This is a genomic window from Campylobacter gastrosuis (genome assembly GCF_030249845.1).
Lineage (GTDB): Bacteria > Campylobacterota > Campylobacteria > Campylobacterales > Campylobacteraceae > Campylobacter_A > Campylobacter_A gastrosuis.
Genome location: NZ_JANURM010000001.1, coordinates 114,892 through 138,490, shown reverse-complemented (window position 1 = coordinate 138,490; position 23,599 = coordinate 114,892). Strand labels below are relative to the sequence as shown.

Annotated in this window: 19 protein-coding genes; 10 read left to right on the top strand and 9 right to left on the bottom strand. The window is 39.5% G+C overall.

Annotation, left to right across the window (positions count from 1 at the left end):
* Nucleotides 1-23: 23 nt before the first annotated feature.
* Nucleotides 24-1,364 (bottom strand): class II 3-deoxy-7-phosphoheptulonate synthase, encoded by a 1,341-nt coding sequence (locus tag NYG85_RS00685; protein WP_284936644.1) that lies wholly within the window; start codon nucleotides 1,362-1,364, stop codon nucleotides 24-26.
* A gap of 116 nt (nucleotides 1,365-1,480) precedes the next feature.
* On the opposite strand from NYG85_RS00685, the gene rarD reads away from it, so the two are divergent.
* The 5 genes from rarD to NYG85_RS00660 all read left to right on the top strand — a co-directional run bounded on the left by rarD (nucleotide 1,481) and on the right by NYG85_RS00660 (nucleotide 5,248).
* On the top strand, nucleotides 1,481-2,368 hold the full coding sequence (gene rarD, locus NYG85_RS00680; RefSeq protein ID WP_284936643.1) for an EamA family transporter RarD: 888 nt from the start codon (nucleotides 1,481-1,483) through the stop codon (nucleotides 2,366-2,368).
* Nucleotides 2,365-2,841 carry a hypothetical protein gene (locus NYG85_RS00675; RefSeq protein WP_284936642.1) on the top strand — a complete coding sequence of 159 codons (477 nt, stop codon included), beginning with the start codon at nucleotides 2,365-2,367 and terminating at the stop codon, nucleotides 2,839-2,841. Before rarD ends, NYG85_RS00675 begins: the two co-directional genes overlap by 4 nt.
* Nucleotides 2,838-3,950, top strand: a complete 1,113-nt coding sequence (gene rseP, locus NYG85_RS00670; protein WP_284936640.1) for an RIP metalloprotease RseP — start codon at nucleotides 2,838-2,840, stop codon at nucleotides 3,948-3,950. Before NYG85_RS00675 ends, rseP begins: the two co-directional genes overlap by 4 nt.
* On the top strand, nucleotides 3,947-4,573 hold the full coding sequence (locus NYG85_RS00665) for a YggS family pyridoxal phosphate-dependent enzyme (RefSeq protein WP_284936639.1): 627 nt from the start codon (nucleotides 3,947-3,949) through the stop codon (nucleotides 4,571-4,573). Before rseP ends, NYG85_RS00665 begins: the two co-directional genes overlap by 4 nt.
* A gap of 69 nt (nucleotides 4,574-4,642) precedes the next feature.
* Entirely contained in the window at nucleotides 4,643-5,248 is a 606-nt protein-coding gene (locus NYG85_RS00660) for a LysE/ArgO family amino acid transporter (protein ID WP_284936638.1), read from the top strand.
* A gap of 82 nt (nucleotides 5,249-5,330) precedes the next feature.
* Here NYG85_RS00660 and NYG85_RS00655 read toward each other — a convergent pair whose 3' ends face one another.
* Complete coding sequence (locus NYG85_RS00655; protein ID WP_284936637.1) at nucleotides 5,331-5,762, bottom strand: copper resistance protein NlpE; 432 nt, start codon at nucleotides 5,760-5,762, stop codon at nucleotides 5,331-5,333.
* An 89-nt stretch (nucleotides 5,763-5,851) separates the two neighbouring features.
* On the opposite strand from NYG85_RS00655, the gene NYG85_RS00650 reads away from it, so the two are divergent.
* Entirely contained in the window at nucleotides 5,852-6,739 is an 888-nt protein-coding gene (locus NYG85_RS00650; RefSeq protein ID WP_284936773.1) for an SPFH domain-containing protein, read from the top strand.
* Complete coding sequence (locus NYG85_RS00645) at nucleotides 6,736-7,122, top strand: NfeD family protein (RefSeq protein ID WP_284936636.1); 387 nt, start codon at nucleotides 6,736-6,738, stop codon at nucleotides 7,120-7,122. The genes NYG85_RS00650 and NYG85_RS00645 overlap by 4 nt, the downstream gene beginning before the upstream one ends.
* Nucleotides 7,123-7,140: 18 nt before the next feature.
* On the opposite strand, the gene NYG85_RS00640 is transcribed toward NYG85_RS00645, so the two are convergent.
* Nucleotides 7,141-7,347, bottom strand: coding sequence for a hypothetical protein (locus tag NYG85_RS00640; RefSeq protein ID WP_284936634.1), 207 nt, complete (start codon nucleotides 7,345-7,347; stop codon nucleotides 7,141-7,143).
* 96 nt (nucleotides 7,348-7,443) lie between these two features.
* On the opposite strand from NYG85_RS00640, the gene NYG85_RS00635 reads away from it, so the two are divergent.
* The 3 genes from NYG85_RS00635 to recG are packed head-to-tail and all read left to right on the top strand — an operon-like array spanning nucleotide 7,444 to nucleotide 11,527.
* Complete coding sequence (locus NYG85_RS00635) at nucleotides 7,444-8,490, top strand: dehypoxanthine futalosine cyclase (RefSeq protein WP_284936632.1); 1,047 nt, start codon at nucleotides 7,444-7,446, stop codon at nucleotides 8,488-8,490.
* Nucleotides 8,491-9,717, top strand: a complete 1,227-nt coding sequence (locus NYG85_RS00630) for a M16 family metallopeptidase (RefSeq protein WP_284936631.1) — start codon at nucleotides 8,491-8,493, stop codon at nucleotides 9,715-9,717.
* Complete coding sequence (gene recG, locus NYG85_RS00625; protein WP_284936630.1) at nucleotides 9,707-11,527, top strand: ATP-dependent DNA helicase RecG; 1,821 nt, start codon at nucleotides 9,707-9,709, stop codon at nucleotides 11,525-11,527. The genes NYG85_RS00630 and recG overlap by 11 nt, the downstream gene beginning before the upstream one ends.
* 804 nt (nucleotides 11,528-12,331) lie before the next feature.
* On the opposite strand, the gene NYG85_RS00620 is transcribed toward recG, so the two are convergent.
* From NYG85_RS00620 to NYG85_RS00595, 6 genes are all read right to left on the bottom strand, one after another.
* Complete coding sequence (locus NYG85_RS00620) at nucleotides 12,332-14,350, bottom strand: rhodanese-like domain-containing protein (protein WP_284936629.1); 2,019 nt, start codon at nucleotides 14,348-14,350, stop codon at nucleotides 12,332-12,334.
* Nucleotides 14,351-14,399: 49 nt separating this feature from the next.
* Nucleotides 14,400-16,403, bottom strand: a complete 2,004-nt coding sequence (locus NYG85_RS00615; RefSeq protein WP_284936628.1) for a cytochrome c3 family protein — start codon at nucleotides 16,401-16,403, stop codon at nucleotides 14,400-14,402.
* Between the two features lie 334 nt (nucleotides 16,404-16,737).
* Nucleotides 16,738-19,377 (bottom strand): DNA polymerase I, encoded by a 2,640-nt coding sequence (gene polA / locus NYG85_RS00610; RefSeq protein WP_284936626.1) that lies wholly within the window; start codon nucleotides 19,375-19,377, stop codon nucleotides 16,738-16,740.
* An 82-nt stretch (nucleotides 19,378-19,459) separates the two neighbouring features.
* Entirely contained in the window at nucleotides 19,460-20,257 is a 798-nt protein-coding gene (locus tag NYG85_RS00605; protein ID WP_284936625.1) for an HDOD domain-containing protein, read from the bottom strand.
* 829 nt (nucleotides 20,258-21,086) lie between these two features.
* The gene (gene nspC / locus NYG85_RS00600) at nucleotides 21,087-22,220 is read right to left on the bottom strand and encodes a carboxynorspermidine decarboxylase (RefSeq protein WP_284936623.1); all 1,134 of its coding nucleotides are present in this window, start codon (nucleotides 22,218-22,220) and stop codon (nucleotides 21,087-21,089) included.
* Nucleotides 22,220-23,599, bottom strand: a complete 1,380-nt coding sequence (locus NYG85_RS00595; protein ID WP_284936622.1) for an FAD-linked oxidase C-terminal domain-containing protein — start codon at nucleotides 23,597-23,599, stop codon at nucleotides 22,220-22,222. Before NYG85_RS00595 ends, nspC begins: the two co-directional genes overlap by 1 nt.

Sequence of the window (23,599 nt, the reverse complement as noted above, 5' to 3'; positions counted from 1 at the left end):
TCAAGGCTTTTTGCCTTGAAAATTCACGCTTTTTTCAAAAAATCAGCGACTAAAAATGCAAGTTCAAGTGCTTGGTCTGCATTTAATCTTGGGTCGCACTGCGTTTCATATCGCTCTTTTAGGCTCTGCTCTGTTACGTTAAATGCGCCGCCTGTGCATTCTGTCACATCTTGACCGGTCATTTCAAGATGAATTCCGCCCGGATAAACACCCTCGCTTCGTGAAATTTCAAAAAAGCTTCTTACTTCGCTTAAAATTTTACCAAATTCACGCGTCTTGTAGCCATTTGTCGCCTTTGTCGTGTTGCCGTGCATTGGGTCAATGCTATAAACAATATTTAGCCCCTCGCTTTTTAGCTCTTTTAGCAGATTTGGCAGTTTATCGCCTATCTTATCAGCACCCATTCTGATGATGATATTTAGCCGTCCAGCCTCGTTTTGCGGATTTAAAATTTTAGCTATTTTTTTAATATCATCAGCACTTGCACTTGGTCCGATTTTAACGCCGACTGGGTTTTTAACCCCACTTAAAAAATGCACGTGAGCGTCATCAACCCCACGCGTCCTTTCGCCTATCCAAAGCATATGTGCCGAGCAGTCATACCACTCGCCACTTAGGCTATCCTCGCGAGTAAGTGCCTCTTCGTAAGGCAAAAGCAAGGCTTCGTGCGATGTGTAAAATGACGTTTGGCTTAAAATTGGCGTATTTTCAGATGTCATACCGCAAGCTTGCATAAACGCCAAAGTCTTGCTTAAACTATCGGTTAGCTCGGCGTATTTTTCATTAATCTCAGCCCTTTTTGTAAAGCCTAAATTCCACTTATGCACTTGGTGTAAATCAGCCAAACCACCACGCGAGAATGCACGAAGCAAATTCATCGTAGAAGCTGATTGATAATACGCATCAATCATACGTTTTGCGTCTGGGACACGGGCATTTTGGCTAAATTCAAAGCCGTTTATAATATCGCCCCTGTAACTAGGCAAACTAACCCCATTAATCTCCTCAAAATCGCTACTTCTAGGCTTTGCAAACTGCCCTGCTACACGTCCGACCTTGACAATTGGCATACTGCCACCAAAGGTTAAAACGATAGCCATTTGAAGCATTACCTTAAACATATCTCTTATGTTATTTGCACTAAAATTTGAAAAACTCTCGGCACAATCGCCACCTTGAAGCAAAAACGCCTTGCCCTCACAAACCCTTTTTAGCTCCTCTTTTAGCCTTCTAGCCTCGCCTGCAAAAACAAGCGGTGGTAGCGATGAGAGCTTGTTTTCAATCTCTTTTAGCTCATCTTGATTTACATAAGTCGGCTGTTGTAAAATTTTGTATTTTCGCCAACTATCCTTGCTCCAACTCATAATTTTACCTTTACTTAAAATTTATAAAAGTTGCGATTATATCATTAAAAGCTTAATTTTTATGCTTTATTAAACAAGATAAAACTATAATCAGCCTTTTATTTTTAAGGCGTTTGATGAATTATAAAGATGAAGCCACTAAGGGCTTTTTTTTAGCTATCGGTGCTTTTGTTATTTGGGGCGTATTTCCGATATTTTTTAAGCTCTTTCAAGGCGTATCGGCGTGGGAGATACTAATTCACCGAATAATCTGGTCAGTCGTTTGTATGGCGATGTTTTTTTATTTTACTGGCGGTTTTGAGCAGATTAAGGCGTTAATTTCAAACAAAAAAACCCTAAATTTACTATTTTTAAGTGGCGTAATGATTAGCTTAAACTGGCTAATTTACGTCTATGCAGTAAGTAACTCGCGAATTTTAGAGGCAAGTTTGGGCTATTTTATGAATCCACTTGTTAATATTTTTGTCGGATTTTTAGTCTTTAAAGAGCAAATCACACCTTGCGGTAAGGCTGGAATTTTCATCGTGTTTTTAGCGATTTTAACGCAAATTTATGGTATCGGCGACTTGCCATTTATCTCGCTTATGTTGCCACTTTCGTTTGCCATTTATATCGGCATTAGAAAATTTATAAAAGTTGCGGCTATGCAGGGGCTTTTTATTGAAACTCTGCTAGTTTTTCCCATTTCAATGGCGTATTTTTTCTATCTTTTTGCCATTGACCAAAACCACTTCAAAGCCGATTTTAACGGCTTTTTGATGATTTGTTCTGGCATTGTTACGATTATACCGCTTGTAATGTTTAATGCAGCCACGACAAGAATGAAGCTAACCACCCTAGCTTACGTTCAGTATCTTTCGCCGACTTTAAGTATGCTAGTTGCTGTCGTGATTTTTAATGAAGAGCTTCAAACTTACAAGCTAATCTCATTTTGCCTAATTTGGACAGCAATCGCCCTAATTAGCATTGAGAGTGCGATAAATTTAAGAAAGGATAAAAGATGAATGAGATAACAATGGCGTTTGTAATCTGCCTAGCCGTGGGCTTTGCACTTTATATGCAGATTACAAAAATGACGCAAAATATTGATAAAAACGAGGCGTTAAAAGATGAAAATTTAGAGCCAAAACGCCAAAATTTAGTGCTAATTAGCGATGATAAAACGCAAAAATACAAGGAATTTTGCGATGAGATTGACGCGCAAATTAGAGCGTTAAGGCAGTTAGCAAACGATGAAAATTTAAAAGATGAGAGCCTAAAAGATGAGTTTTTAGCCGAGCTTTCGCAATCTAGCAGAAAGCTTACTTTTATTCAAAATATGAACTCAAAAAAAGATGAAACCACTTGGGAGAGCGAGCTTTTTGAAATTTTAAGCAGTATTGAAGGTTCGGTCGAACGCTCGCTAAAAGATAGCCAAAATATCAACTACAAAATGCGTGAGAGCCTACGAGAAAGCTTTGCAAGGATTAGGTCGTGAAGGGCATTATTTTTTTAGCCATAATCCTTGCTGTCGGGCTTTATGCCTATTCGTGGCACTTTTTTGTTACGATTTTTATCATCTCGTTTTTGGTATTTTTTCACGAGCTTGGACATTTTTTAGCGGCTCGTTCGCTCGGCGTTTGCGTGCTGACATTTAGCATTGGTTTTGGCGATAAAATTTTCGTTAAACGCATTAAAAACACCGATTATTGCATTAGTGCAATACCACTTGGCGGATATGTCCAGCTAAAAGGGCAAGATGACGCTGACCCAGCCAATAGAAACTATGACGCTGATAGCTACAACACCCTAAGCCCGATAAAACGCATTTACATACTCTTTGCTGGGCCGTTTTTTAACATATTTTTAGCATTTTTGCTTTACATTTTTATTGGAATTTTAGGCGTTGAAAAGCTCTCGCCAGTCGTTGGCAAGGTGCTTGAAAACTCAGCCGCTATGAGTGCAAAAATCGCACCAGATGATAAAATAACTGCAATAAATGGCGTGAAAATTTCAGAGTGGGACGAGATAGCAGAGCTTGTAAAAACCGAGCCAACGACGCTAGAAATTGAGCGAAATGGCGAAATTTTAAATATAACTCTAACCCCAAAAATCGGCGAAAGTAGGAGCATTTTTGGCGAAGTAATCCAAAAACCGCTCATTGGAATTTCGCCAAAGGGCGAGTTTGTAAAAATTTATCACACCGGCTTTGACGCCCTAAAATACGCATTTTCGCAAACAATTTGGGCTTCAAAGCTCATATTTTTAAGCTTTGAAAAGCTGGTGCTTGGTATCGTGCCGATTAAAGAAATGGGCGGGATTGTCCAAATTACTGACATTACTTCAAAGGCTGCAAAGAGCGATTTTGTCGTGCTTTTAGTCATCACAGCACTAATTTCTGTAAATCTTGGCATACTAAATTTACTGCCAATCCCAGCCCTTGATGGCGGTCATATCATCTTTAACGCCTACGAGCTGATTTTTCGCCGTGAAGTAAGCCAAAAGGTCTTTGTGTGGCTTACATACGTTGGCTGGGCGTTGCTTTTAATGCTAATGCTCGTGGCGACTTTTAACGATATTATGAGATTAAGCGGGGTTTATAAATGATAGTTTTAAGCGATTTATTAGATAAAATCAACGCCATTTCAAGTGGTGTCAGGCTTGTTGCAGTGAGTAAAAACGTAACACAAAATGAGGTTAGAAATTTATACTCACAAGGACAGATTGACTTTGGTGAAAACAGAATCCAAGAGATGGCAAAAAAGCAGTCCGAACTTGCCGATTTGCCCATAAAATGGCATATGATAGGGCGACTTCAAGATAATAAAATCAACCAACTAATCGCATTAAAGCCTATTTTATGGCAGAGTTGTGATAGCTTTGAGCGTGCGGTGGCTGTTAATAAACGGCTAAATTTCAAGCTTGACACGCTTTTACAAATCAACTCGGCAAACGAAGATACAAAGCAAGGCGTGAGCGTAGAAATGGCAGCTGAAATTTATCACAAAATCTCGCAAGAGTGCGAAAATATCAACCTTTTAGGCGTGATGAGTATCGGCACTCACAGCGATGAAGTAAGCAAAATTTCAGCTAGTTTTGAAGCTACTTATAAAATTTTTAGCAATTTAAAAGGAGCAAAAATCTGCTCAATGGGTATGAGTAGCGATTATGAAATTGCCATAAAATCTGGCTCAAATATGATACGACTTGGCTCAATTTTATATCTTTAATTGTGTAAAATTGTAACACTTTTAAGAGCAATTTTTTGTAAAATTTTATGTAAAATTTTAAGGATTTTAATGGATGCATTTTTATCTGGATTTGGCACTGGTTTATCGCTTATTTTAGCCATTGGGGCTCAAAACGCCTTTGTTTTAAAGCAAGGTATTTTAAAACAGCACGTTTTTATCACGTGCCTAATTTGTGCCGTGTCTGACGCTTTGCTTATTTTTAGCGGTGTTTTAGGGCTTGGCTACGTTGTAAGTAAATTCCCAGCGATAAAACAGATAGCAATTTATGGCGGATTTTTGTTTCTTTTTTGTTATGCTTTAAGAAGTTTTTGGACAGCATTTAGACAAAATCACGCAATGAAAATTGATGAAAAACCAGCCCAAAGCCTTAAAAAAACGATACTTCTAACACTGGCTTTTACTTGGCTAAATCCGCACGTTTATCTTGACACTATGCTTCTTATCGGCTCAGTTTCTGCTAAATTTGCAGATAAAAATATCATTTTTGGCTTTGGAGCAGCCGCCGCTTCATTTGTGTTCTTTTTCACGCTCGGATACGCTTCAAGAGTGCTTTTGCCATTATTTAAAAAACCAATTTCGTGGAAAATTCTAGAAATTTTCATCGGATTTTTAATGATGTTCTTAGCATTTTTACTGCTTTTTAGCAAATTTTAAAAACAAACCTCTTATCTACTAACCCAAACTTTCATAATTTTTTACTAAAAACAAAAACCAACAGGTGCTTTAAGCACCTATTTTAGCGGATTTTTTTAAAGGTATAAAATTCGGCTAGTTCGCCACTGACTTCATCGCCCTGAGAATCAAGCATTTTTAACGCCCCATTAACAATCTTATACATTTGCTTCTCTTTGTATAAATTTTCAGTCGTTAAAATATCGCCAGCAACGCTATAAACTCCGCTTTGATTATCCGTGTATTTTTGCTGATTTTCATAGGTCATAATGTATGAAAACCTCTTATCGTCTTTTAAAATCAAAGTCGCTTCAATCCCGTCACAATCCGCACACGGCAGAGTGGTTTTATAAACGCCAGTAAGCTCATTTTTCATCTCGCACTTTTGTGCTGTGCTTACGCCACAAGTCCCATTTGGCAGGGCATTTTGCGTATTTGCACACCCAGCAAAAGCCAAAACCGCAAGGGCTAAAAAAACCTTTTGTTTAACTTTCATATATCTATCCTTTATCATAAATTTAGTGTATAATATCAAAAAAATATAAAAAAGGGGTAAAAGTGCAAGACAATGAAATTTTTATCATAATGGCATTTTTGGTTGTGATTTTAGTGGTCGTGTTTTTAAAACTAGCCGTTAAAATCGTCTCACAATCAGATATTTATATCGTTGAGCGACTCGGCAGATTTCACAAGGTGCTTGACGGCGGATTTCACATTATCATACCTTTTATTGACCAAATCAGAGACGAGATTACGATACGAGAACAGCTTGTAGATATTACAAAACAGCAGGTTATCACAAAGGATAACGTAAATATCAGCGTTGATGGCATCGTGTTTTTAAAGGTCACGGATGGCAAAATGGCACTTTATAACGTTGATAGCTACAAGCGTGCGATCGCGAATTTAGCAATGACTACGCTTCGTGGCGAGATAGGCGCTATGAATCTTGATGACACACTAAGCTCACGCGACCGCCTAAATAGCGCACTTCAAGTCGCACTTGGAGATGCTGCAAATAACTGGGGCGTTAAGATTATGCGTGTTGAAATCTCTGAAATTTCAGTCCCTAGCGGGATTGAGGAGGCTATGAATTTACAGATGAAAGCCGAGCGTGAAAAACGTGCCATTGAGCTAAAAGCCGAAGCTGAAAAAGCGGCTTTAATAAGAAACGCAGAAGCCCTAAAACAAGAAAAAGTCCTTCAAGCAGAGGCGATTGAGCGTATGGCTGATGCTAAAAAATACGAGCAAATCGCCCTTGCCACCGCACAAAAAGAGGCTATGGATATGATAAATGCAAGTATGAGCCAGAACCAAAATGCGGCTGAATTTCTACTAGCAAAGGACAGAGTTATGGCGTTTAACGAACTAGCCAAAAACACGAGCAAAGATAAAATTTTAGTCCCTTATGAAGCTAGCGAGCTAATCGGCTCACTAAGTGTGCTAAAAGAATTCCTAGGCAAGAAACAATGAGCTTTTTAATCGCTGGTATCTGCCTAATTTTAGCCGAGCTTATGTTTGGCTCGTTTTATCTGCTCTTTTGTGGGCTTGGCTTTTTAGCGACTGGAATTTTAAGCTTTTTTATTGATTTTAGCTGGTATTTTGGGCTGATTTTATCGGCGATTTTTTCAATAATTTTGATATTTGCTCTAAAAAAGCCATTTAAAAAGAGCCAAAAAAACGAGATAAAAGATGACTTTTTAAACGAGCGTGGCTTTGGCGTGATTAAAAACGATATGGTATATTTTAAAGGTACTTTTTGGCACTTTGATGAGGGGCTAAAATCAAAGCTAAAAGACGGCGACAGGGTAGAAATTCTAAGCACCAAAGATAATTTTGCAGTGATAAAATTCTAGGGGCAAAACCCCCTAAAATTAGTGCTTGTGTTGCATATTTTGATGCATTGGGCAGCCTTGCATTGGCATTTTTTTATCATTCATACCGCAGCCCTCGCCACATTTTTGCATTTGCATACCGCAGTTTGCACTACAACCTTGCATTTCGTGTTTTTTTGGTTCAGGGTTTTTAGCACAACCAACAAAAAGTGCAACACTTGCAATAAAAATTAGAAATTTTTTCATCTTTTCTCCTTTAAAAATTTCTAGCTATTTTACTAAAATTTACTTTTTAAAAGCTAAATTTTGATACACTCACACAAAAATTTAAAAGGTAAAAACTTGAAAAGACTTAGTGTTGATGAAGCGGTTGATTTGATAGAAAACGCCGAGCTTACCGAGCTTGGACGACTAGCACTCGCAAGAAAGCGTGAGCTTCACCCTGATAAAACGACAACTTTTATCGTAGATAGAAATATAAATTACACAAATGTTTGCTGGGTTGATTGCAAATTTTGCGCATTTTACCGCCACGCAAAAGAGGACGAGGCTTACGTTTTAAGCTTTGATGAGATAGGCAAAAAGATTGATGAGCTTTTAGAGATCGGCGGGACGCAAATTCTCTTTCAAGGTGGCGTTCATCCAAAGCTTAAAATCCAGTGGTATGAAGAGCTTTTGGAATTTATAAGTAAAAACTATCCTAGCATTGACGTGCACGGCTTTTCGGCAGTCGAGATAGACTACATCGCAAGAGTGTCAAAAATCTCAACCCTTGAAGTTTTGCAAAGACTAAAAGCAAAGGGACTTTACTCAATACCGGGCGCTGGGGCTGAAATTTTAAGCGATAGAGTCCGTGATATCATCGCTCCAAAAAAATGCGATACCGCTACTTGGCTAAAAATCCACCAAGAAGCCCACAGCGTGGGGCTAAAATCAACGGCAACGATGATGTTTGGCACGGTTGAAACCACACGTGAGATTGTAGAGCACTGGGAGCATATTAGAAATTTACAAGACATTACTGGCGGATTTAGGGCGTTTATTTTATGGAGTTTTCAGGGGCTAAACACAAAATTAATGGCAGAACACCAAGAGATAGTAAAGCAAAGCTCAAATCGCTATCTTCGCCTACTTGCCGTTTCAAGGCTGTTTTTAGATAACTTTAAAAACATCCAAAGTAGCTGGGTTACGCAGGGTAGCTACGTGGGGCAACTTGCCTTGCTATTTGGTGCAAACGATTTAGGCTCAACGATGATGGAGGAGAATGTCGTAAAAGCCGCAGGAGCAGAGTTTAGAATGAATCAAGCACAGATGATAGAGCTTATTAAAGATATAGGCGAAAATCCAGCAAAACGCAATACAAACTACGATATTTTAGAGAGATTTTAGATGAAAATTTTAGATTTAAACGTTAAAAACATAAAAATTCCAGTCGTTTTTGAGAGCCAAAACTCACTACCGATAGTAAGCTTAAAGCTCGTATTTAGGGCTTCTGGCGTGTGTAGTGAGCAAAAAAGTGGTGTGGCAAGAATGTGCGCACTTATGCTAAATGAGGGCGATAAAATTTTAGGCTGGGAGGGCTTTGCAAAGGAGCTTGAAAAAAGGGCGATTAGCCTAAATGTGAGTGCTGGTTTTGAGACATTTTTAATTGAGCTAAACTGCCTAAAAGAGCATTTTAGCTTTGGCGTAAATATGCTAACTAAACTGCTAAAAGAGCCAAATTTTAGCGATGAGATCCTAAAAAAGTGCCAAACTATCACGCTTGGCGATATCGCAAGTAATCAAAATGATAACGACTACCTAGCAAAGTGGGGTTTGTTTGAAATTTTATACCCAAAAACAAATCTAAGCTACCCAAGTATCGGCACAAATGAGAGCGTAAAAAGTATAAATTTAGATGAGATAAGGGCGTTTTTTAGCCAAAATTTGGTGTTAAATAATCTTTTTATCGTCTTTGGTGGAGATGTTAAGGCAAGCGAGCTTGAAATTTTAAAAAGTCCGCTTGAAATTTTAAAAGAGGGCGTAAAAAACGAGCTAACAAGGCTAAAAACAAGCCAAAACGAGCAACTAAAAGAGATAGTAAAACCAAGCGAACAAGCATACATTTATTTTGGTTCGCCATATAATGTAAGCGATGATGAGCGTTACAAGGCTAGTGTGGCGACCTTTGTGCTTGGCGAGAGCGGTTTTGGCTCACGTTTAATGGAGCAAATCCGCGTAAAAAGGGGCTTAGCCTACTCAGCATACGCCAAAAACGTGCTAAATTTAAGCCACTCACAAATTTTTGGCTATCTACAAACCAAAAACGAGAGCAAGGACGAGGCGGTTAGCGTCGTTAAAGATGAGTTTAGCAAATTTATAAAGTCTGGCATTAGCAAAAATGAGCTAGAACAGGCTAAGAAATTTTTAGTCGGCTCACTGCCACTTCGGCTTGAAACGCTATTTCGTAGGCTTGATATCGCTTATGGCGAATTTTACAGGGGCGTAAAGCTAGGCTCATTTTTAGACGAGCTTGAAAAGATAAAAAGGCTAAAACTAAACGAGATTAACGATTTTATCGCCTCTCACGATGAGATTAGTAAGCTTAGCTTTTGCATTTTAAGAGATGAAATTTGAGCCAACTGACAGAGCCGATTTAGCTAAAATCGGCGTCATCTCACTGCTTGATTTGGCACTTTTTTTGCCAAAAAGCTTTGAGGATAGCACTATCTCAAACGAGCCAAAAAATGGCGATGTCTGCGTGGCTGTAAAGGTTTGGCAAACAAGACGGGCTAACGGCGGACTTTTGATAATTAACGCATTTTGTCAGACGTGGGATGTGCAGATTAAAATTGTCATTTTTAACGCAAAGCCTTGGCATTACGGCGTTTTTAAGCGTGATAAGGAGATGATTTTACACGGCAACTGTACGTTTAATTACGGCTCTTATCAAATTACAAATCCAAAAATTTTAACCAAAACAGGGCAGATTAAGCCAAAATTTAAAGCCGATTTAAAAGATGAAAAAATCGCAACTTTAATCGCAAAATACGTAACAAAAGATAATCTTTTGGGCGAGGGATTAAATGAAAATGAAGCCGATTTTTTGCTAAATTTTCAAAAAGCAGATAGTGTGAGCGTAGATATGCTAAACGCTCTAAAAAGCCAAAACGCTGGGCTAGAAACGCTAAAATTTGTTGAAATTTTTAACTACATTAAAAAGCTAAGCGGTAAAAAAACGCACTTTTTAAATAAAATCACAGAGCTTTTTAGCATAGATGAGTGGCTAAGCACCCTGCCATTTACGCCTACAAACGACCAAAAAAACGCCATAAACGACATTAGAGCTGATTTAGTTAGTAGTGAAGCCAAACGCCGTGTCGTAATGGGCGATGTTGGCAGCGGTAAAACCCTAGTGATTTTAGCAGCAGCCCTAAGCGTGTATCCTAAAAAAGCCATTTTAATGGCACCAACTAGCATTTTAGCCGAGCAAATTTACACAGAAGCCATTAGGTTACTGCCAAAATTTATGAAAATTTTACTCGTAAAAAGTGGCGATAAAAACGTAAATTTAGACGAGCCTTGCTTTATCATCGGCACTCACGTGCTTTTGTTTAAGGAGCTACCAAAGGCAAATATCATTATGATTGACGAGCAACACCGCTTTGGCTCAAACCAAAGAGCAAAGATTGACGAGCTGGTAAAAGACGGCGAGAAACGCACAACTTTCGTGCAGTTTTCTGCCACGCCAATACCAAGAACACTAAGCCTAATCCAGTCATCGCTTGTAAATTTTAGCTTTTTAAAACAGATGCCTTTTAAGAAAAACATTAAGACGCAAATTTTACAAAACAGCGGATTTAGCGCATTTTTAGCACATTTAAGAAGCGAAATTTCAAAAGGCAATCAAGCAATCATCGTCTATCCGCTGGTTGAGAGCTCAGAAAATTTTAACTACCAAAGCCTAAGCGAAGCTCAAAATTTTTGGCTAGAAAATTTTAAAAACGTCTATATCACGCACGGCAAAGATAGGCAAAAAGAGCAGGTTTTACTTGATTTTAGGCAAAATGGCGACCTGCTTTTAGCCACGACTATCGTTGAAGTGGGCATCTCACTGCCTCGCCTTAGCACGATTTTAGTCGTTGGGGCTGAGCGTTTAGGACTTGCCACACTTCATCAGCTCCGTGGTCGCGTGGGGCGAAATGGTGGGGACGGCTACTGCTTTTTATACACAAAGCTTAAAAATCCGCCGGAGCGTTTAGTTGAGTTTTCAAACACGCTTGACGGGTTTAAAATCGCCCAGATTGATCTAAAAAACCGCCAAAGTGGCGACATACTTGATGGCACAGCACAGCACGGAGCGACGTTTAATTTTTACGAATACGAAGAAAATTTAGCTGGGATCGCAAAAGATAGACTTGAAAGCTTAAAAAATAAAACTAATTAAAATTAGGCGATTTTTTAAATTTTAAAAAAACAAATCCAGTTAAAAGCGTAGCAAATTAAAGCGGTGCAAGAGCCTAAATATCACAGAAGCAAACCGCAACAGCCATCAAGCCATAATCGTGCAGTGGCACGACAGCAAAGAAGGCAAGGATAAGCAGGTAAAAGTAGGTAGTGCGGAGGGCGCAGGGAGTGGTAACTCAGGCTTGCTGGGCGGATTTTATTCGCCTGCAAAGTCATAAATAACCTATAAATTAAATATCCCAGAGCCAAAGAGCGACAACGAAGCCTTTAAAAAGGGCGAAGCCAAGCTAAACGAGCTACAAAGGGGCGGTATAAATGGGAGTTTAAGCATTGCTGGGCGTGAGATTAGAGCTGGTGGTAAGCTAAAAATTTAGGCGTAGCTGGGCTTGAAAATATAGAATTTAGCATTAAATCAGTGTCACACAACCTAAACGCTACAAGCTACAAAATAGATGTGGAGTTTGAGGGGTGAGCGAAGGCAAATTTTCAAGGCTACAAATTAGCCTTGAAAGCCGTAGCGAAAAATGTTATAGCTTTGCGAAAAATGTTAAAACGCTAAAAATTAGCCTTGAAAGCCGTAGCGAAAAATGTTATGGCTTTGCACAATAAAAAACAAACAACATTACAGGTAAAGCGTAAATATAAGCTCTCAATACGCCCAAGAGATTATAAATTTAAAAGGTATTTAAAGGCATAAAATTTACATTAGAAATCAAAATGAAAAATAGCTCACTTTAATTTAAAAAGCAATAATAAAAATTTAAAGGGGGCAAAACCCCCTTATTTATAGACTTGCGATATAGGCGTAAATCATTAGCCCTAAGAAAACAAGTCCAGTTAAAAGCATAGCAAAACCAGCAAATTTTGCCAGTGGTTTATACCAAGCGTAGTTCTCGTTTGTGTGGTATAAATTTTTAATCTCGCCGTTTTTAACGAGCCTTTCATACCATTTTGCACGCTCTTGCTTAATCTCTTCTTCGCTTAAAGTCCCGCTAAAAATCACCATATCCATTGGGAAGCGGTCAGCCCTAAAATGCGTGTTAAAGAAGTGAATCGCAAAGATAAATCCAGTCGCAAGCAACGCCTCATCTGAATGCACAAGGGTGCTTAAATTTATCATCCAGCCCGGCATAAAATTGGCAAAGAATGTTGGAAACCAAAGCACAAGCCCGCTAAATCCGATGATAAACATACCCCAAAATACCGCTAAATAATCAAACTTCTCCCAGTAAGTCCAGCGGTCAAACTGCGGTCTTTCGCCCCTGCCGATAAACCACATAAAGTGTGCTTTCATATCCTTAAAGTCCTGCCACCTTGGCATTAGCGAATCAGCATCAAACAGGCGTTTAAAAAATCCCTCACCTTTGCGTTTTTGCACCACAATAATCTCAGCAATATGGCTAAAAAACACGCCAAACATCACAACAGCTGCTACGTGGTGAATTAGCGTTGCCATCTCAATACCACCCATTAAATCAATCATCTTAACAGCCCAAGGCGCTGTGTAAAATTTCTGTGGCAAACCAGAAAACGCTAACGCTAAAAATGACGCTGCCATAAAGAAGTGTTGCACCAAGTGAAGTGTGCTAAACCGCTTAATAGTCGTCTTATCAGCGTGTGCTTTGCTTCTTGCCTCGCGCCACTCTTTTGGATATTTTAGTCTTACGCTTATTAGTTTTATGCTCCATAAAAGCGTGTGAAGTCCAAAAAACGCAAACACCGCAATAACAAGCCCAGTCATAAAGATATAAGCAGCGTGTAAAACTGGGTAGTTTTGGCTATCCGTGTGGTCAGCGTGAGCGATGAAGCCGGTGAAATTTAGATTTGAGTTAGGGTGGCACTCACCGCACGTTTTGACACGATTATTTACGTGAATTGTCGAGCGTTCATTTTGCATTGGCAATACATTATGTGTGCCGTGGCAATCAAAACACGCCGCAACCCTAATCGCATCGCCTTTTTTGTTTAAAAGCAATGCCTTGCCGTGAAAGGTCTCGTGATAGAGCGACTGCTGTTTTTCGTGGCAAACACCGCAGTTTTCTTGGCTTAGCTGTTTTAGCTCTTTATGCACCTCGCCACTTTTATTTGCAATATGCACTCCGTGGCAATCAGTGCAGTTTGGTAGCTCCCTATTTGGCTTTAAATCAGTCGTAACAAGCGGACTATGCACACTCTTTTCAAAGTGCGTTTTCTCATCTTTATGACAGCTTTTGCAGTTGTCATTTACAAAAGCCTTGTCCTTAAACAGCTCATCTTTTTGCTCTTTTGAGGCAAAAACGACCTTTGGCGAAGTGTGGCAGTCCCTACACGCTGGGATATTTGCAAACCACAAATGCTCGTGAATGCCGTCTTTGAAATTCTCTATCTTTTTATCTGTTAGCTTTTTTGAGGTAAAAAACGCACTTTGCGTCTGTCTGCCAGATATCGCCCACGCATCAATGCCCTCGGTCATATAAAACAGATTTTCATAGCCCTCATCTTTTAGCACCTTTGCGATGTTTGTCGGCTCACGTGAGCTTGAATTTAGCCCATAGATTACTATCGTGGCGTTTTTATCGCTAGGTAAAAAGCTTAAAACATTGTTTAAATTTACATTTATCGCCCCAGCAATGTGTCTTTGTTTGTAAATTTTCTCATCATTTGTGTCTAAAAAATAGGCAGTTTTGCTTAAATTTTCAGCCTGAGATAGACTTATGGGGCGGACGCCGTCTAAATCTAAATTTACATCCATAGGCATAGAGGCAAATGTCGGTAAAGTCGCCAAAGCGATAAAAGCTAGAATCAATTTTATAAATTTTAACATAGCCTTCTCTCCTTATTTAATATAAAGGGGGAGTTTGCCCCCTTAGTTTTTATTTGCTCTTGCCAGTTGCTATATCTTGTGCTTGTTGTGCGTAAGTTAGCGCCTCATCTACTAGCTTAGCTGCGTATTTTGGTCCATGAACGCCCCAAGAGCCATCTTTTTTAAGCCTATCAAGAATATCTTGTGCCTGTTTTGCAAAGCTTAAAGCCCTTGATTTTGCGTCTGTTGAGAGTTTTTTATTCTCAGCTAAACTCTTATCAACCGAGCGTAAAATTTTCTCAATATTAGCGTAGCCGTCTTTTACCGGTCTTTGCCACTGCATTACGGCTTCATAGATTGTGGCTTGGTCTTTATAGTGAAGCTCTTTTGGCAAGGTTGATTGAATCACACTATGGCAGCCACTCGCACCCGGTTTTACTAGATTTGGGTCTTCAAATGCAGTTCTACCGCAACTCCACATTAAATCCACAAAGAAGCGTCCATCTTCACGTGCTAAACGCCAACCTTTCTCTTTTGGATTTCTATCTTTGCCCGGAGGTGGGTTTAGTGATTTTTTATCTTTATCAACCAAAATTTTCCAAATATGCGAAGCCCTTACGTTATCATAACCAGCCTTATCAGGGTCTTGAATAGCGGCAAAATTTTCACAGCTCATCATATTTGGCATATGACAACCCGTGCAGTTATCTTTTGCGTGTGGGCCACCGAATTTAAACATCTCTTTTTGTGGCTCGTGGCAGTCCTCGCAGGTCTTTTTAAGCCCTGTTAGAGTGTAGTGGTCGCGCCAGTCGTTTGCAGTAACCTCGTGTGGGTCGTGGCAGGTATTACACCTTAAACCTTTATCGTAATGCACTGAGTTATAAAGCTGAGCACCCTCTGTGCCACAAGATGGACAGCTTGACTTAAAGTAGGCGTTAAACGGCTTTCGTGGGTTTAGCTTACCATCATCTTCGTGATACTGAAATCTTTGGTGACAGCGTTCGCAGTTGCTAGCCATACCAGCACCTCTTGCACCATAAAGGTGAGCTCCGGCTCCGTGGCACTCCTCGCAAGAAATTCCCATATTTATAGCGTGTTTTCTAAGCTCTTTTGGTTTGCCAAGTGCGCTTAAAAATTCCTCTTTTGATTTAAAATCAAACTTAAACGAGTGGCAGACTTCGCAGTAAGCACTTGCTGGTTGAAAGCGGAATTTTTTCTGATAGGTAGCACCATAAGAGTTCATACCCCACATATGTGAGCCAGAACCGCCAAATCCAGCCATATCGGTCGGGAAGTTTGGCGAAATTTCAGCCTGAATGCGTTTTGCCACCTCTGGGGTTAAAAATTTTGTCCAATTGACTGAAAACTGGTTACCACCAGCTACGATTTTTGAATTATTATCATCAAGTGTGCCGTCAATTACGTGATACGTGCCACGAACTAGCCATTTATCCAAAAATCCATACTTCGTGCGTGGTGTGCCTAGAATTGCAAATGTATCATCAGGGCGAATGCCAGTCGTTAAAATCGGCACATTTGTGCCATACATACCCTGTTTTGGATCGCCATTAACTTCATCTAAATCCTCTGGGAAGCGGATAGTTTTAGCGTGGCGAGAACGCTCCCACTGGGCGTATTGTGCTGGGTGGCACTCGCCACACTTTGCCGAGCCTACGAATTTATTTGGGAAGTCAAGAAAGCTCTCATAAGCCAAGCGGTAAGTTACAGCCGTTGGGCGACCGACCTTTTGGGCGTATTTTTTACCGCCGCCAAAATCCACAAACTCCTCTTGGCGGTCTGAAAGTGCGTATTCGCCGACAAGTCGCCCCTCTTTTTCAAATTTAAAAATCGGGTGATTTTCTCTAAGATAATCCCAGTAATACTTATCCGCTTCAACGGTGTCAAGCAACGTTCTAGGCTTAAAGCCATCATTTTGAAAGGTTTTTGCAACCTCTTTTTGTTTGCTTTTTGCTACCTCATCGTCTGTTGGCGGATTATCAGCGTGTAAAACACCAAGCGATAAAACCGCCAAAATACAGGCTTTTGATAGCATTTTAAATGAAAAAGTTTTCATTTTTTGCTCCTTTGTTAGGCTAAGCCTAAATGTTTTTTAAATACTCGCAAAAGCTTTAATGCTTTATTAACGCCATTTTAATAATTTCGTTTAAAAATAAACTTAATGAGATTTAATTTGTATGATTATTTTACCTATTTATGGGGCTGTTTTTTAGTTTAAATTTACATTCGCTTTATTTACTTTTTACTTTAATTTTAAAATTTCGTATATTTTTGGTTTAAAATTGAAAATTTTTACTTTGAGTTTATAAACTAAATTTTCTTGATTTAAATCAAGAAAATTTAGCGAGTGTGTAAAAATGTAACACTTTTTAAAATTTTAGCTTAAAATTTTACTTTAAATCTGCCCAATTTTTTGCAATATTTAGCGAGGTTTTTAGTGGGACATTTAGTGGATAGATGTTTTGCATTATCTGCTGTGCGTTTTGACTAAACTCATCAACAAACTCATCTTTAACCTCAAAAATAAGCTCATCGTGAATTTGAAGCAACATCTTTGCATCGTCGTTTAAAATCTCTCTCATCTTAACCATTGCTAGTTTTATGATATCGGCTGCCGAGCCTTGAAATTTCGTATTTACCGCCTCTCTTTCATACATTGCAAGTTGCATTGGCGTGGCGTTTATAAAGTCAAAATATCGCTTTCTGCCAAGCAAAGTCGTAACAAATCCGTCCGATTTTGCCTGTGTTTTTAAGCTATCTAAAAATTCCTTAATGCTAGAAAACGCCATAAAATAACGCTCAATGTAGCTTTTTGCCTCAGCTCTGCTTACATTTATCTGCTCGCTTAATTTACTAGCCCCCATACCATAAATCAGACCGAAATTTATGCTCTTTGCCACTGCCCTATTTTGCGGGTTTAACTCGCCAAAGATATTAATCGCACTTCTAGCGTGAATGTCCTCATCATCAAAAAACGCCTTAATTAAGGCACTATCCTTGCTAAAATGAGCAAGCAGTCTAAGCTCAATCTGCGAATAATCAAGCCCAACAAAGCTAAATCCGGGCTTTGAAACAAAGGCAAGGCGGATATCCCTTGAAAGCTCGCTTCTAGCTGGGATATTTTGCAGGTTTGGATTTTTACTTGAAAGTCTGCCAGTGCTTGTGCCAGTTTGGATAAAATTTGTATAAATTCGTGCGTTTTTATCGCTATTTGCAAGGGCTAAAAGTGGCTCACAATAGGTGCTTTGAAGCTTGTAAATTTCTCTATAATCTAGTAGTTTTTCAATCACTGGATGTGCGTCTTTTAGCTCATTTAGCACGGCTTCATCGGTGCTGTAACCAGTTTTTGTCTTTTTCTTAACTGGTAGTTTTAACTTCTCAAAAAGCACGACTCCTAGCTGTTTAACCGAGTTTATGTTAAAATTTTCGCCGACTAAATCATAAATTTCGTTAGTTAGTTGCTTTAATTTCTCATCGTTTTTAGCGATTAAATAGCGAAGCCTAGGTTTTTCTACACCTATGCCTTCATTTTGCATATCAAGCAGAGTTAGGATAAATGGGAATTCAAGCTCGTCAGCTAGTTTTAGCAGATTTTTATCAAGCAGATTTAAAAAGCTTTTATAAAATTTAAGCGTAATCCAAGCGTCCTCGGCTGCGTATTTTACGGCATTTTCAAGGCTTACGTTAGCAAATGTTTCGCCCTTTTTTACCACGTCTTCAAATTTTATCGTCTCATAATCATAAAGTCGCTTAGCAAGGGCGTCCATACCAACGCTAAGGCTAGGCTCGCTAAGCCACGCTAAAATCATCGTGTCCTTAAAATTTTTAGGCGGATTTAGCCCTAAATTTCGCCTAATAATCTCAAAATCATACTTTAAATTTTGCCCGACAACACAGCCTTTGTAAATTTCGCCCACTGCCCACGTGGCAAACTCAACGCTAATTTGTGCCCCAACGCCAAGATAGCTGTGAGCTATTGGGACGTAATACGCCTCGTTTTCGTTAAAACAAAACGAAAAGCCAACAAGCTTTGCACTTTTTGCGTCAATGTCGGTGGTTTCGGTATCAAAGCTAATTAGCGTATTTTCATCAATGCCGCCTAAAATTTGCTCAATTTGCTTTTCATCATTTAGCAAAATCGCATTAAATCCGAGCGAAATTTTTAGCTCATCTGCCTCGTTTTTTAGGTTTTTTAAGATACGATTCAACTCAAATTCACGCAAAATTTCACTAATTTTTAAAAGCGGATTTTGCTCTGGGAATTTTGCCTTTAATAAATCAATCTCGCTGAATGCATCATTAAAAAGCGTAACTAACTTTTTGCTTAAAAACGCGCTCTCCTTGCCATCAACAAGCATATTTCTTATGCGTTCGTTTAGCACGAGCGATAAATTTTCATAGATATTTTCAATACTGCCTAGCTCATCAAGTAGCTTTTTTGCACCCTTTGCACCGATACCTTTTACGCCGGGGACATTATCTGAGCTATCGCCTGTTAGGGCTAAGAAGTCGCGAATTTTACTTGGCAAGACGCCATATTTTTCAAGACAGCTTTGGCTATTATGCTCAATCTTTGTTTGAGGGCTATAAATGCTAACTTTGCCGTCATCAATGAGCTGATAAAGGTCCTTATCGTGAGTAACAACTCGCACGAAAATCCCCTGCTCTTTTGCGATTTTAACAGCCGTAGCGATGATATCATCAGCCTCGTATCCCTCGCGGCTAATCGCACAAAGCCCCATTTTTTCAATCATATCAATGCAAATTGGCAGCTGTGCTTTAAGCTCTGCTGGTGGCTCGCTTCTGTTTGCCTTGTAGTCGCCTAAAATTTTATGCCTTAGCGTCTCGCCCTTGCTATCAAGTGCGAAAATTATGTAATCACTTTTAAACTCATCGTTTAAATTTGCGATGAAATTTGCAAATCCGCTAATCATACCGCTTGGTTTGCCATCTTTGTTTTTAAGGTTTGGCATAGCGTAATAAAGGCGAAAAAAGAAGCCAAAAGTATCAATAATAGTAAGAGTTTTCATAAATATCCTTTTTTAGGATATTGTAGCTAAATTGGGTTTAATTTATTAAGTGGTTTAATTAAAACCACTTAATTTAAATTGCCTACGCCTTTACTTCGCCAATAACATCAGCTAAAATTTGCGTATCAAAGCCAAAATGCTTAGCTGTATTTATGGCTAACTCAATGCTTTTTTGGCTTAGCGGGTCTTTTACACCGCATAAAATTCTTAAAACATAAAGTGCGGCTGCCACCTTTTGTCTATCATCTGGGGCTGCGCTTGGGTCGTCTGAGTGTCTAATAAAGTCAATCATATTTGGCTCAAAACGCCAGTGGTCAAAAATATCAGCGGTTAGCAAAACGCTAGTCGTGCCAAAATAATCACGCTCAGCCTCGCTCACGCTCATCACGCCAAGGTCGCCCTTAAACCTATCTACGGCATTTTCTCTAATTATCTCATCAGCTAAGATAATCTTGCCAGTATCTTGAAGCAAGGCACACAAAAACAGCTCCTCAACTAAACTTGGCATTATCCTTTTAAACCACCTTTTTGCGATAGCACTTTGCAAATTTGAGATATTTACAAACTGCTCTGGCGTAATGCCATAAGGGCGGACGTCAATCTTTAAAAGCCCTTTAATTGTGGAGTTCATAACGAGTGATTTTGTCATAGTTTTGCCAAAAAGACTAACGGCTTGAAGGACATTTTTGATTTGGCGGTTAAAACCATAAAGCGGAGAATTTGCAGTTTTTAAAAGGTCAGCAACCACCATAGGGTCGCCCTCAATCGCCTTTGCAACCTCATCAATCCCACCATCGCCCTCACACGCTTGTCTGATTTTTTGAAAGCTCTCTGGTAGCGGTGGTAGCGATTTCACCCTAGTTTTTAACTCATCTGTCATATCATCTCCTTAAAAATTTAGCGTGATTTTATCCAAAATAGATTTAAAATTTTATTTTAATCGGACTTTATCTTAAAATTTTGCGTTTTTAAATTGGCTAATTTTTTGTGGCTATAAGTGGCAATATTGTTGAATTTAGGTTAGTTTGTTAAAATGCCAAAAAGTGTTAAAATTAAAAAGTGGCAAGAGTTAATCATAAATGCTTTTATGAATCTAAGTATTGCTCTTATTGCAGGTGGTATATTAAAGTTGGTGCTAGATTTACTAGCATTATATCATCAGTTACGATAGTGTTTTTTGGGGCTTATACTTTGCTTATAACAGCACTCACAGCTAAATACATAGATGAAAGGGGTTGATATGGACACATCAGCATACGTTGCACTAGGTATCGCAGTAGCTGTTACCATCGCACTTTATTTTATAAGAAAAACAGCAAAACCACAACACTAATTTAAATAACTTACCGCTTTAAAAATAAAATTTAAAGGCGGTATTTTGCTTAATCTCTTTCGTAATAGCCATTGTCTTACGGCTTTTGCAGCATAGCCGATAAATTCACTATAAACAAATACCAAAACAAGCGAAGCGTTTTTTGCGGAGCAAAAATGTTTCTTTAAAACAAGCGAAGCGTTTTTTGCAAAGCTTAAATGTTTCTATAAAACAAGCGAAGCAGTGCTACGAAGTAGCAGGTTTCTATAAAACAAGCGAAGCGTTTTTTGCGGAGCAAAAATGTTTCTATAAAGCAGTTTGCGTTCTATTAGCTTCGCTAATTCTTCGTTCGCTCAGTTTCTTCGTTCGCTCAGATTAAATGACAAGACATTGTCGTTTAATTCCTTCGCTCATACTCCTCATATCCGAAATTTCGGATAGTTTTTGCGTTGCCATTTTGGTCTAAATAGACTAAATCAGGTAGTTTTACGCCGTTAAAGGTCGTGTTTTTTACGATTGTGTAGTGAATTTGATCTTCAAAAATAATGCGGTCGCCAACTTTTAACGGCTCATCAAAATAATAATCAGGCAAACCAGCACTAAGTCCCACAATATCCCCAGCCAAGCAGGTGTGTCCGCCAAATCTATAACAAAACGCCCCACTCTCACGCTCTCCACGCACAGCAGGGCGGTAAGGCATAAGCACAGTATCTGGCATATGAGCCTCGGCTGAAACATCAAGTATTGCGATATTTTTGCCGTTTTTAACAATATCAAGCACAGATGCTACAAGATAGCCAGTCTGCCAACCAACCGCCTCACCCGGCTCTAAAATCACGCTCACGCCGTATTTTTGCCTAAAATTTTTAATAAGCTTTATAAGCAAATCAACATCATATCCAGCCCTTGTGATATGGTGTCCGCCACCAAAATTTACCCACTTCATACCCTTTATAAACTTGCCAAATTTTCGCTCAAACTCGCCTAAAACACGCTCTAAACTACTAGCACTCTCCTCGCAAAGTGCGTGAAAATGCAGTCCGCTAATGCCTTTAAGCTCGTTTGGGTCTAAATTTTCAAGCGTAATGCCAAGTCGGCTAAACTCGCCACAAGGATTGTAGGCATCAGTTGGCGAAGCCGAGCTTTCTGGATTTAGCCTAAGTCCGCACTCAACGCCCATTTTTAGGGCTTTATCTCTAAATTTAGCCCACTGGGTGTGGCTGTTAAAGATGACGTGATTTGAGAGCGATAAAATCTCATCAATCTCATCATCTTTAAAGGCTGGCGAGTAGGTGCAAATCTCGCCTTTTACGTATTGTTTTGCAAATTTTGCCTCATAAAGCCCACTGCTTGTAGCTCCGTCAAGATACTGGCTTACAAGCCCCATAGCACCGCTAAATGCAAAGCCTTTTAGGGCGATGAAAATTTTAGCCCCACTCTCATCTTTTACGCGCTTTAAAAGCTCTAAATTCTGCCTTAACTTCGCCTCTTCGCACACGTAGGCTGGGGTTTTGATATCACACTCTCTCATCACAGCCCCATTTTGCCCGGATTTAAGATATTGTTTGGGTCAAATGCCATTTTTATCCGCCTAAAAAGGTTCATCTCGGCTTCATTAAACGCAAGTGGCATAAATTCAGCCTTGCTAATGCCAATGCCGTGCTCGCCACTTAAAGTCCCGCCTAAATCAACGGCGATTTTAAAAATTTCTTCAATAGCTTTGTGTCCGTTTTCTACCTGTTTTTCATCATTTTTATCAACGACCATTACGTTTGTATGGACGTTGCCATCGCCAGTGTGACCAAAACAAGGCACTTTTATGCCGTATTTTTGGCTTACCTTTTCTATCTCATCAAGTAGCTCTGGTAGTTTTGAGCGTGGCACGGTTATATCTTCGTTTAATTTTAGCGTCCCATAGCAGTTTATCGCTTGCGAGCAGTTTCGGCGACTAAACCAAATATCAGCCGCCTGTGCCTCATCTTTTGCTACCTTAAAATCAATCGCCCCATTTTGCATAAAAACATCCCTAATCACGGCTAAATCGGCGTCAAGTTTAGTTTCTGTATCGCCATCAACATCGCTTATTAAAATCGCCCCAGCCTCGCTTGGCAAACCTTTATTAAAGCGGTCATTTACAGCCTTTATGCAAAGCGCGTCTAAAAACTCCATAGCCACTGGCGTAACACCAGCTGCCATTGTCTTATAAACGGCGTTCATTGCCGTTTTTACATCGGCAAAAATTCCCATTGCAGTCTTGCTCATCTTTGGCTTTGCGATTAGTTTTAGCGTGATTTGCGTTATCACAGCCAAAGTGCCTTCGCTTGCGATTAAAATTCCAGCCACGTTATAACCAGCGACATCTTTTATCGTTCGCTTACCAGCTCTAATAATATCGCCATTAGGCAAAACAGCACGAATCGCCATAACATAATCTTTTGTAATGCCGTATTTTGCCGCTCTCATACCGCCAGCGTTTTCGCTTACGTTGCCGCCGATTGTAGAGTAGTCTTGACTAGCAGGGTCTGGCGGATAAAATAGCCCCACAGCCTGCACCGCACGCTGTAAATCCATATTTATAACGCCCGGCTCAACAACTGCGACCATATTTTGCATATCTATCTCTAAAATTTTATTCATATGCTTTTCAAGTGCTAAAACCAAACCGCCATTTACGCTTAAAGCACCGCCAGTAAAGCCACTACCAGCACCACGAGCTACGATTGGGATTTTATTTTCGTTGCAGTATTTTAAAATTTCACTCACATCATTTTCATCTCGTGGGTATAAAACTCCATCAGGCAAGTGGCGTTTTTTAGTAGCGTCATAGCAGTAAGCTAGGCGATGAGCGTCGTCAAAATGGGCATTTTCATCGCCTAAGAGTGATTTAAAAAATTTTATGTGCTTTTGCAT

Bases quoted from the DNA above. Each gene is read 5' to 3' on its own strand.
- NYG85_RS00630 (WP_284936631.1), top strand. From the start codon at position 8,491: ATGAAAATTTTAGATTTAAACGTTAAAAACATAAAAATTCCAGTCGTT.
- NYG85_RS00595 (WP_284936622.1), bottom strand. From the start codon at position 23,599: ATGCAAAAGCACATAAAATTTTTTAAATCACTCTTAGGCGATGAAAAT.
- NYG85_RS00620 (WP_284936629.1), bottom strand. From the start codon at position 14,350: ATGTTAAAATTTATAAAATTGATTCTAGCTTTTATCGCTTTGGCGACT.
- polA (WP_284936626.1), bottom strand. From the start codon at position 19,377: ATGAAAACTCTTACTATTATTGATACTTTTGGCTTCTTTTTTCGCCTT.
- NYG85_RS00615 (WP_284936628.1), bottom strand. From the start codon at position 16,403: ATGAAAACTTTTTCATTTAAAATGCTATCAAAAGCCTGTATTTTGGCG.
- NYG85_RS00650 (WP_284936773.1), top strand. From the start codon at position 5,852: ATGGCATTTTTGGTTGTGATTTTAGTGGTCGTGTTTTTAAAACTAGCC.
- NYG85_RS00655 (WP_284936637.1), bottom strand. From the start codon at position 5,762: ATGAAAGTTAAACAAAAGGTTTTTTTAGCCCTTGCGGTTTTGGCTTTT.
- recG (WP_284936630.1), top strand. From the start codon at position 9,707: ATGAAATTTGAGCCAACTGACAGAGCCGATTTAGCTAAAATCGGCGTC.
- NYG85_RS00675 (WP_284936642.1), top strand. From the start codon at position 2,365: ATGAATGAGATAACAATGGCGTTTGTAATCTGCCTAGCCGTGGGCTTT.
- NYG85_RS00665 (WP_284936639.1), top strand. From the start codon at position 3,947: ATGATAGTTTTAAGCGATTTATTAGATAAAATCAACGCCATTTCAAGT.
- NYG85_RS00645 (WP_284936636.1), top strand. From the start codon at position 6,736: ATGAGCTTTTTAATCGCTGGTATCTGCCTAATTTTAGCCGAGCTTATG.
- rarD (WP_284936643.1), top strand. From the start codon at position 1,481: ATGAATTATAAAGATGAAGCCACTAAGGGCTTTTTTTTAGCTATCGGT.
- NYG85_RS00640 (WP_284936634.1), bottom strand. From the start codon at position 7,347: ATGAAAAAATTTCTAATTTTTATTGCAAGTGTTGCACTTTTTGTTGGT.
- NYG85_RS00660 (WP_284936638.1), top strand. From the start codon at position 4,643: ATGGATGCATTTTTATCTGGATTTGGCACTGGTTTATCGCTTATTTTA.
- nspC (WP_284936623.1), bottom strand. From the start codon at position 22,220: ATGAGAGAGTGTGATATCAAAACCCCAGCCTACGTGTGCGAAGAGGCG.
- NYG85_RS00605 (WP_284936625.1), bottom strand. From the start codon at position 20,257: ATGACAGATGAGTTAAAAACTAGGGTGAAATCGCTACCACCGCTACCA.
- NYG85_RS00685 (WP_284936644.1), bottom strand. From the start codon at position 1,364: ATGAGTTGGAGCAAGGATAGTTGGCGAAAATACAAAATTTTACAACAG.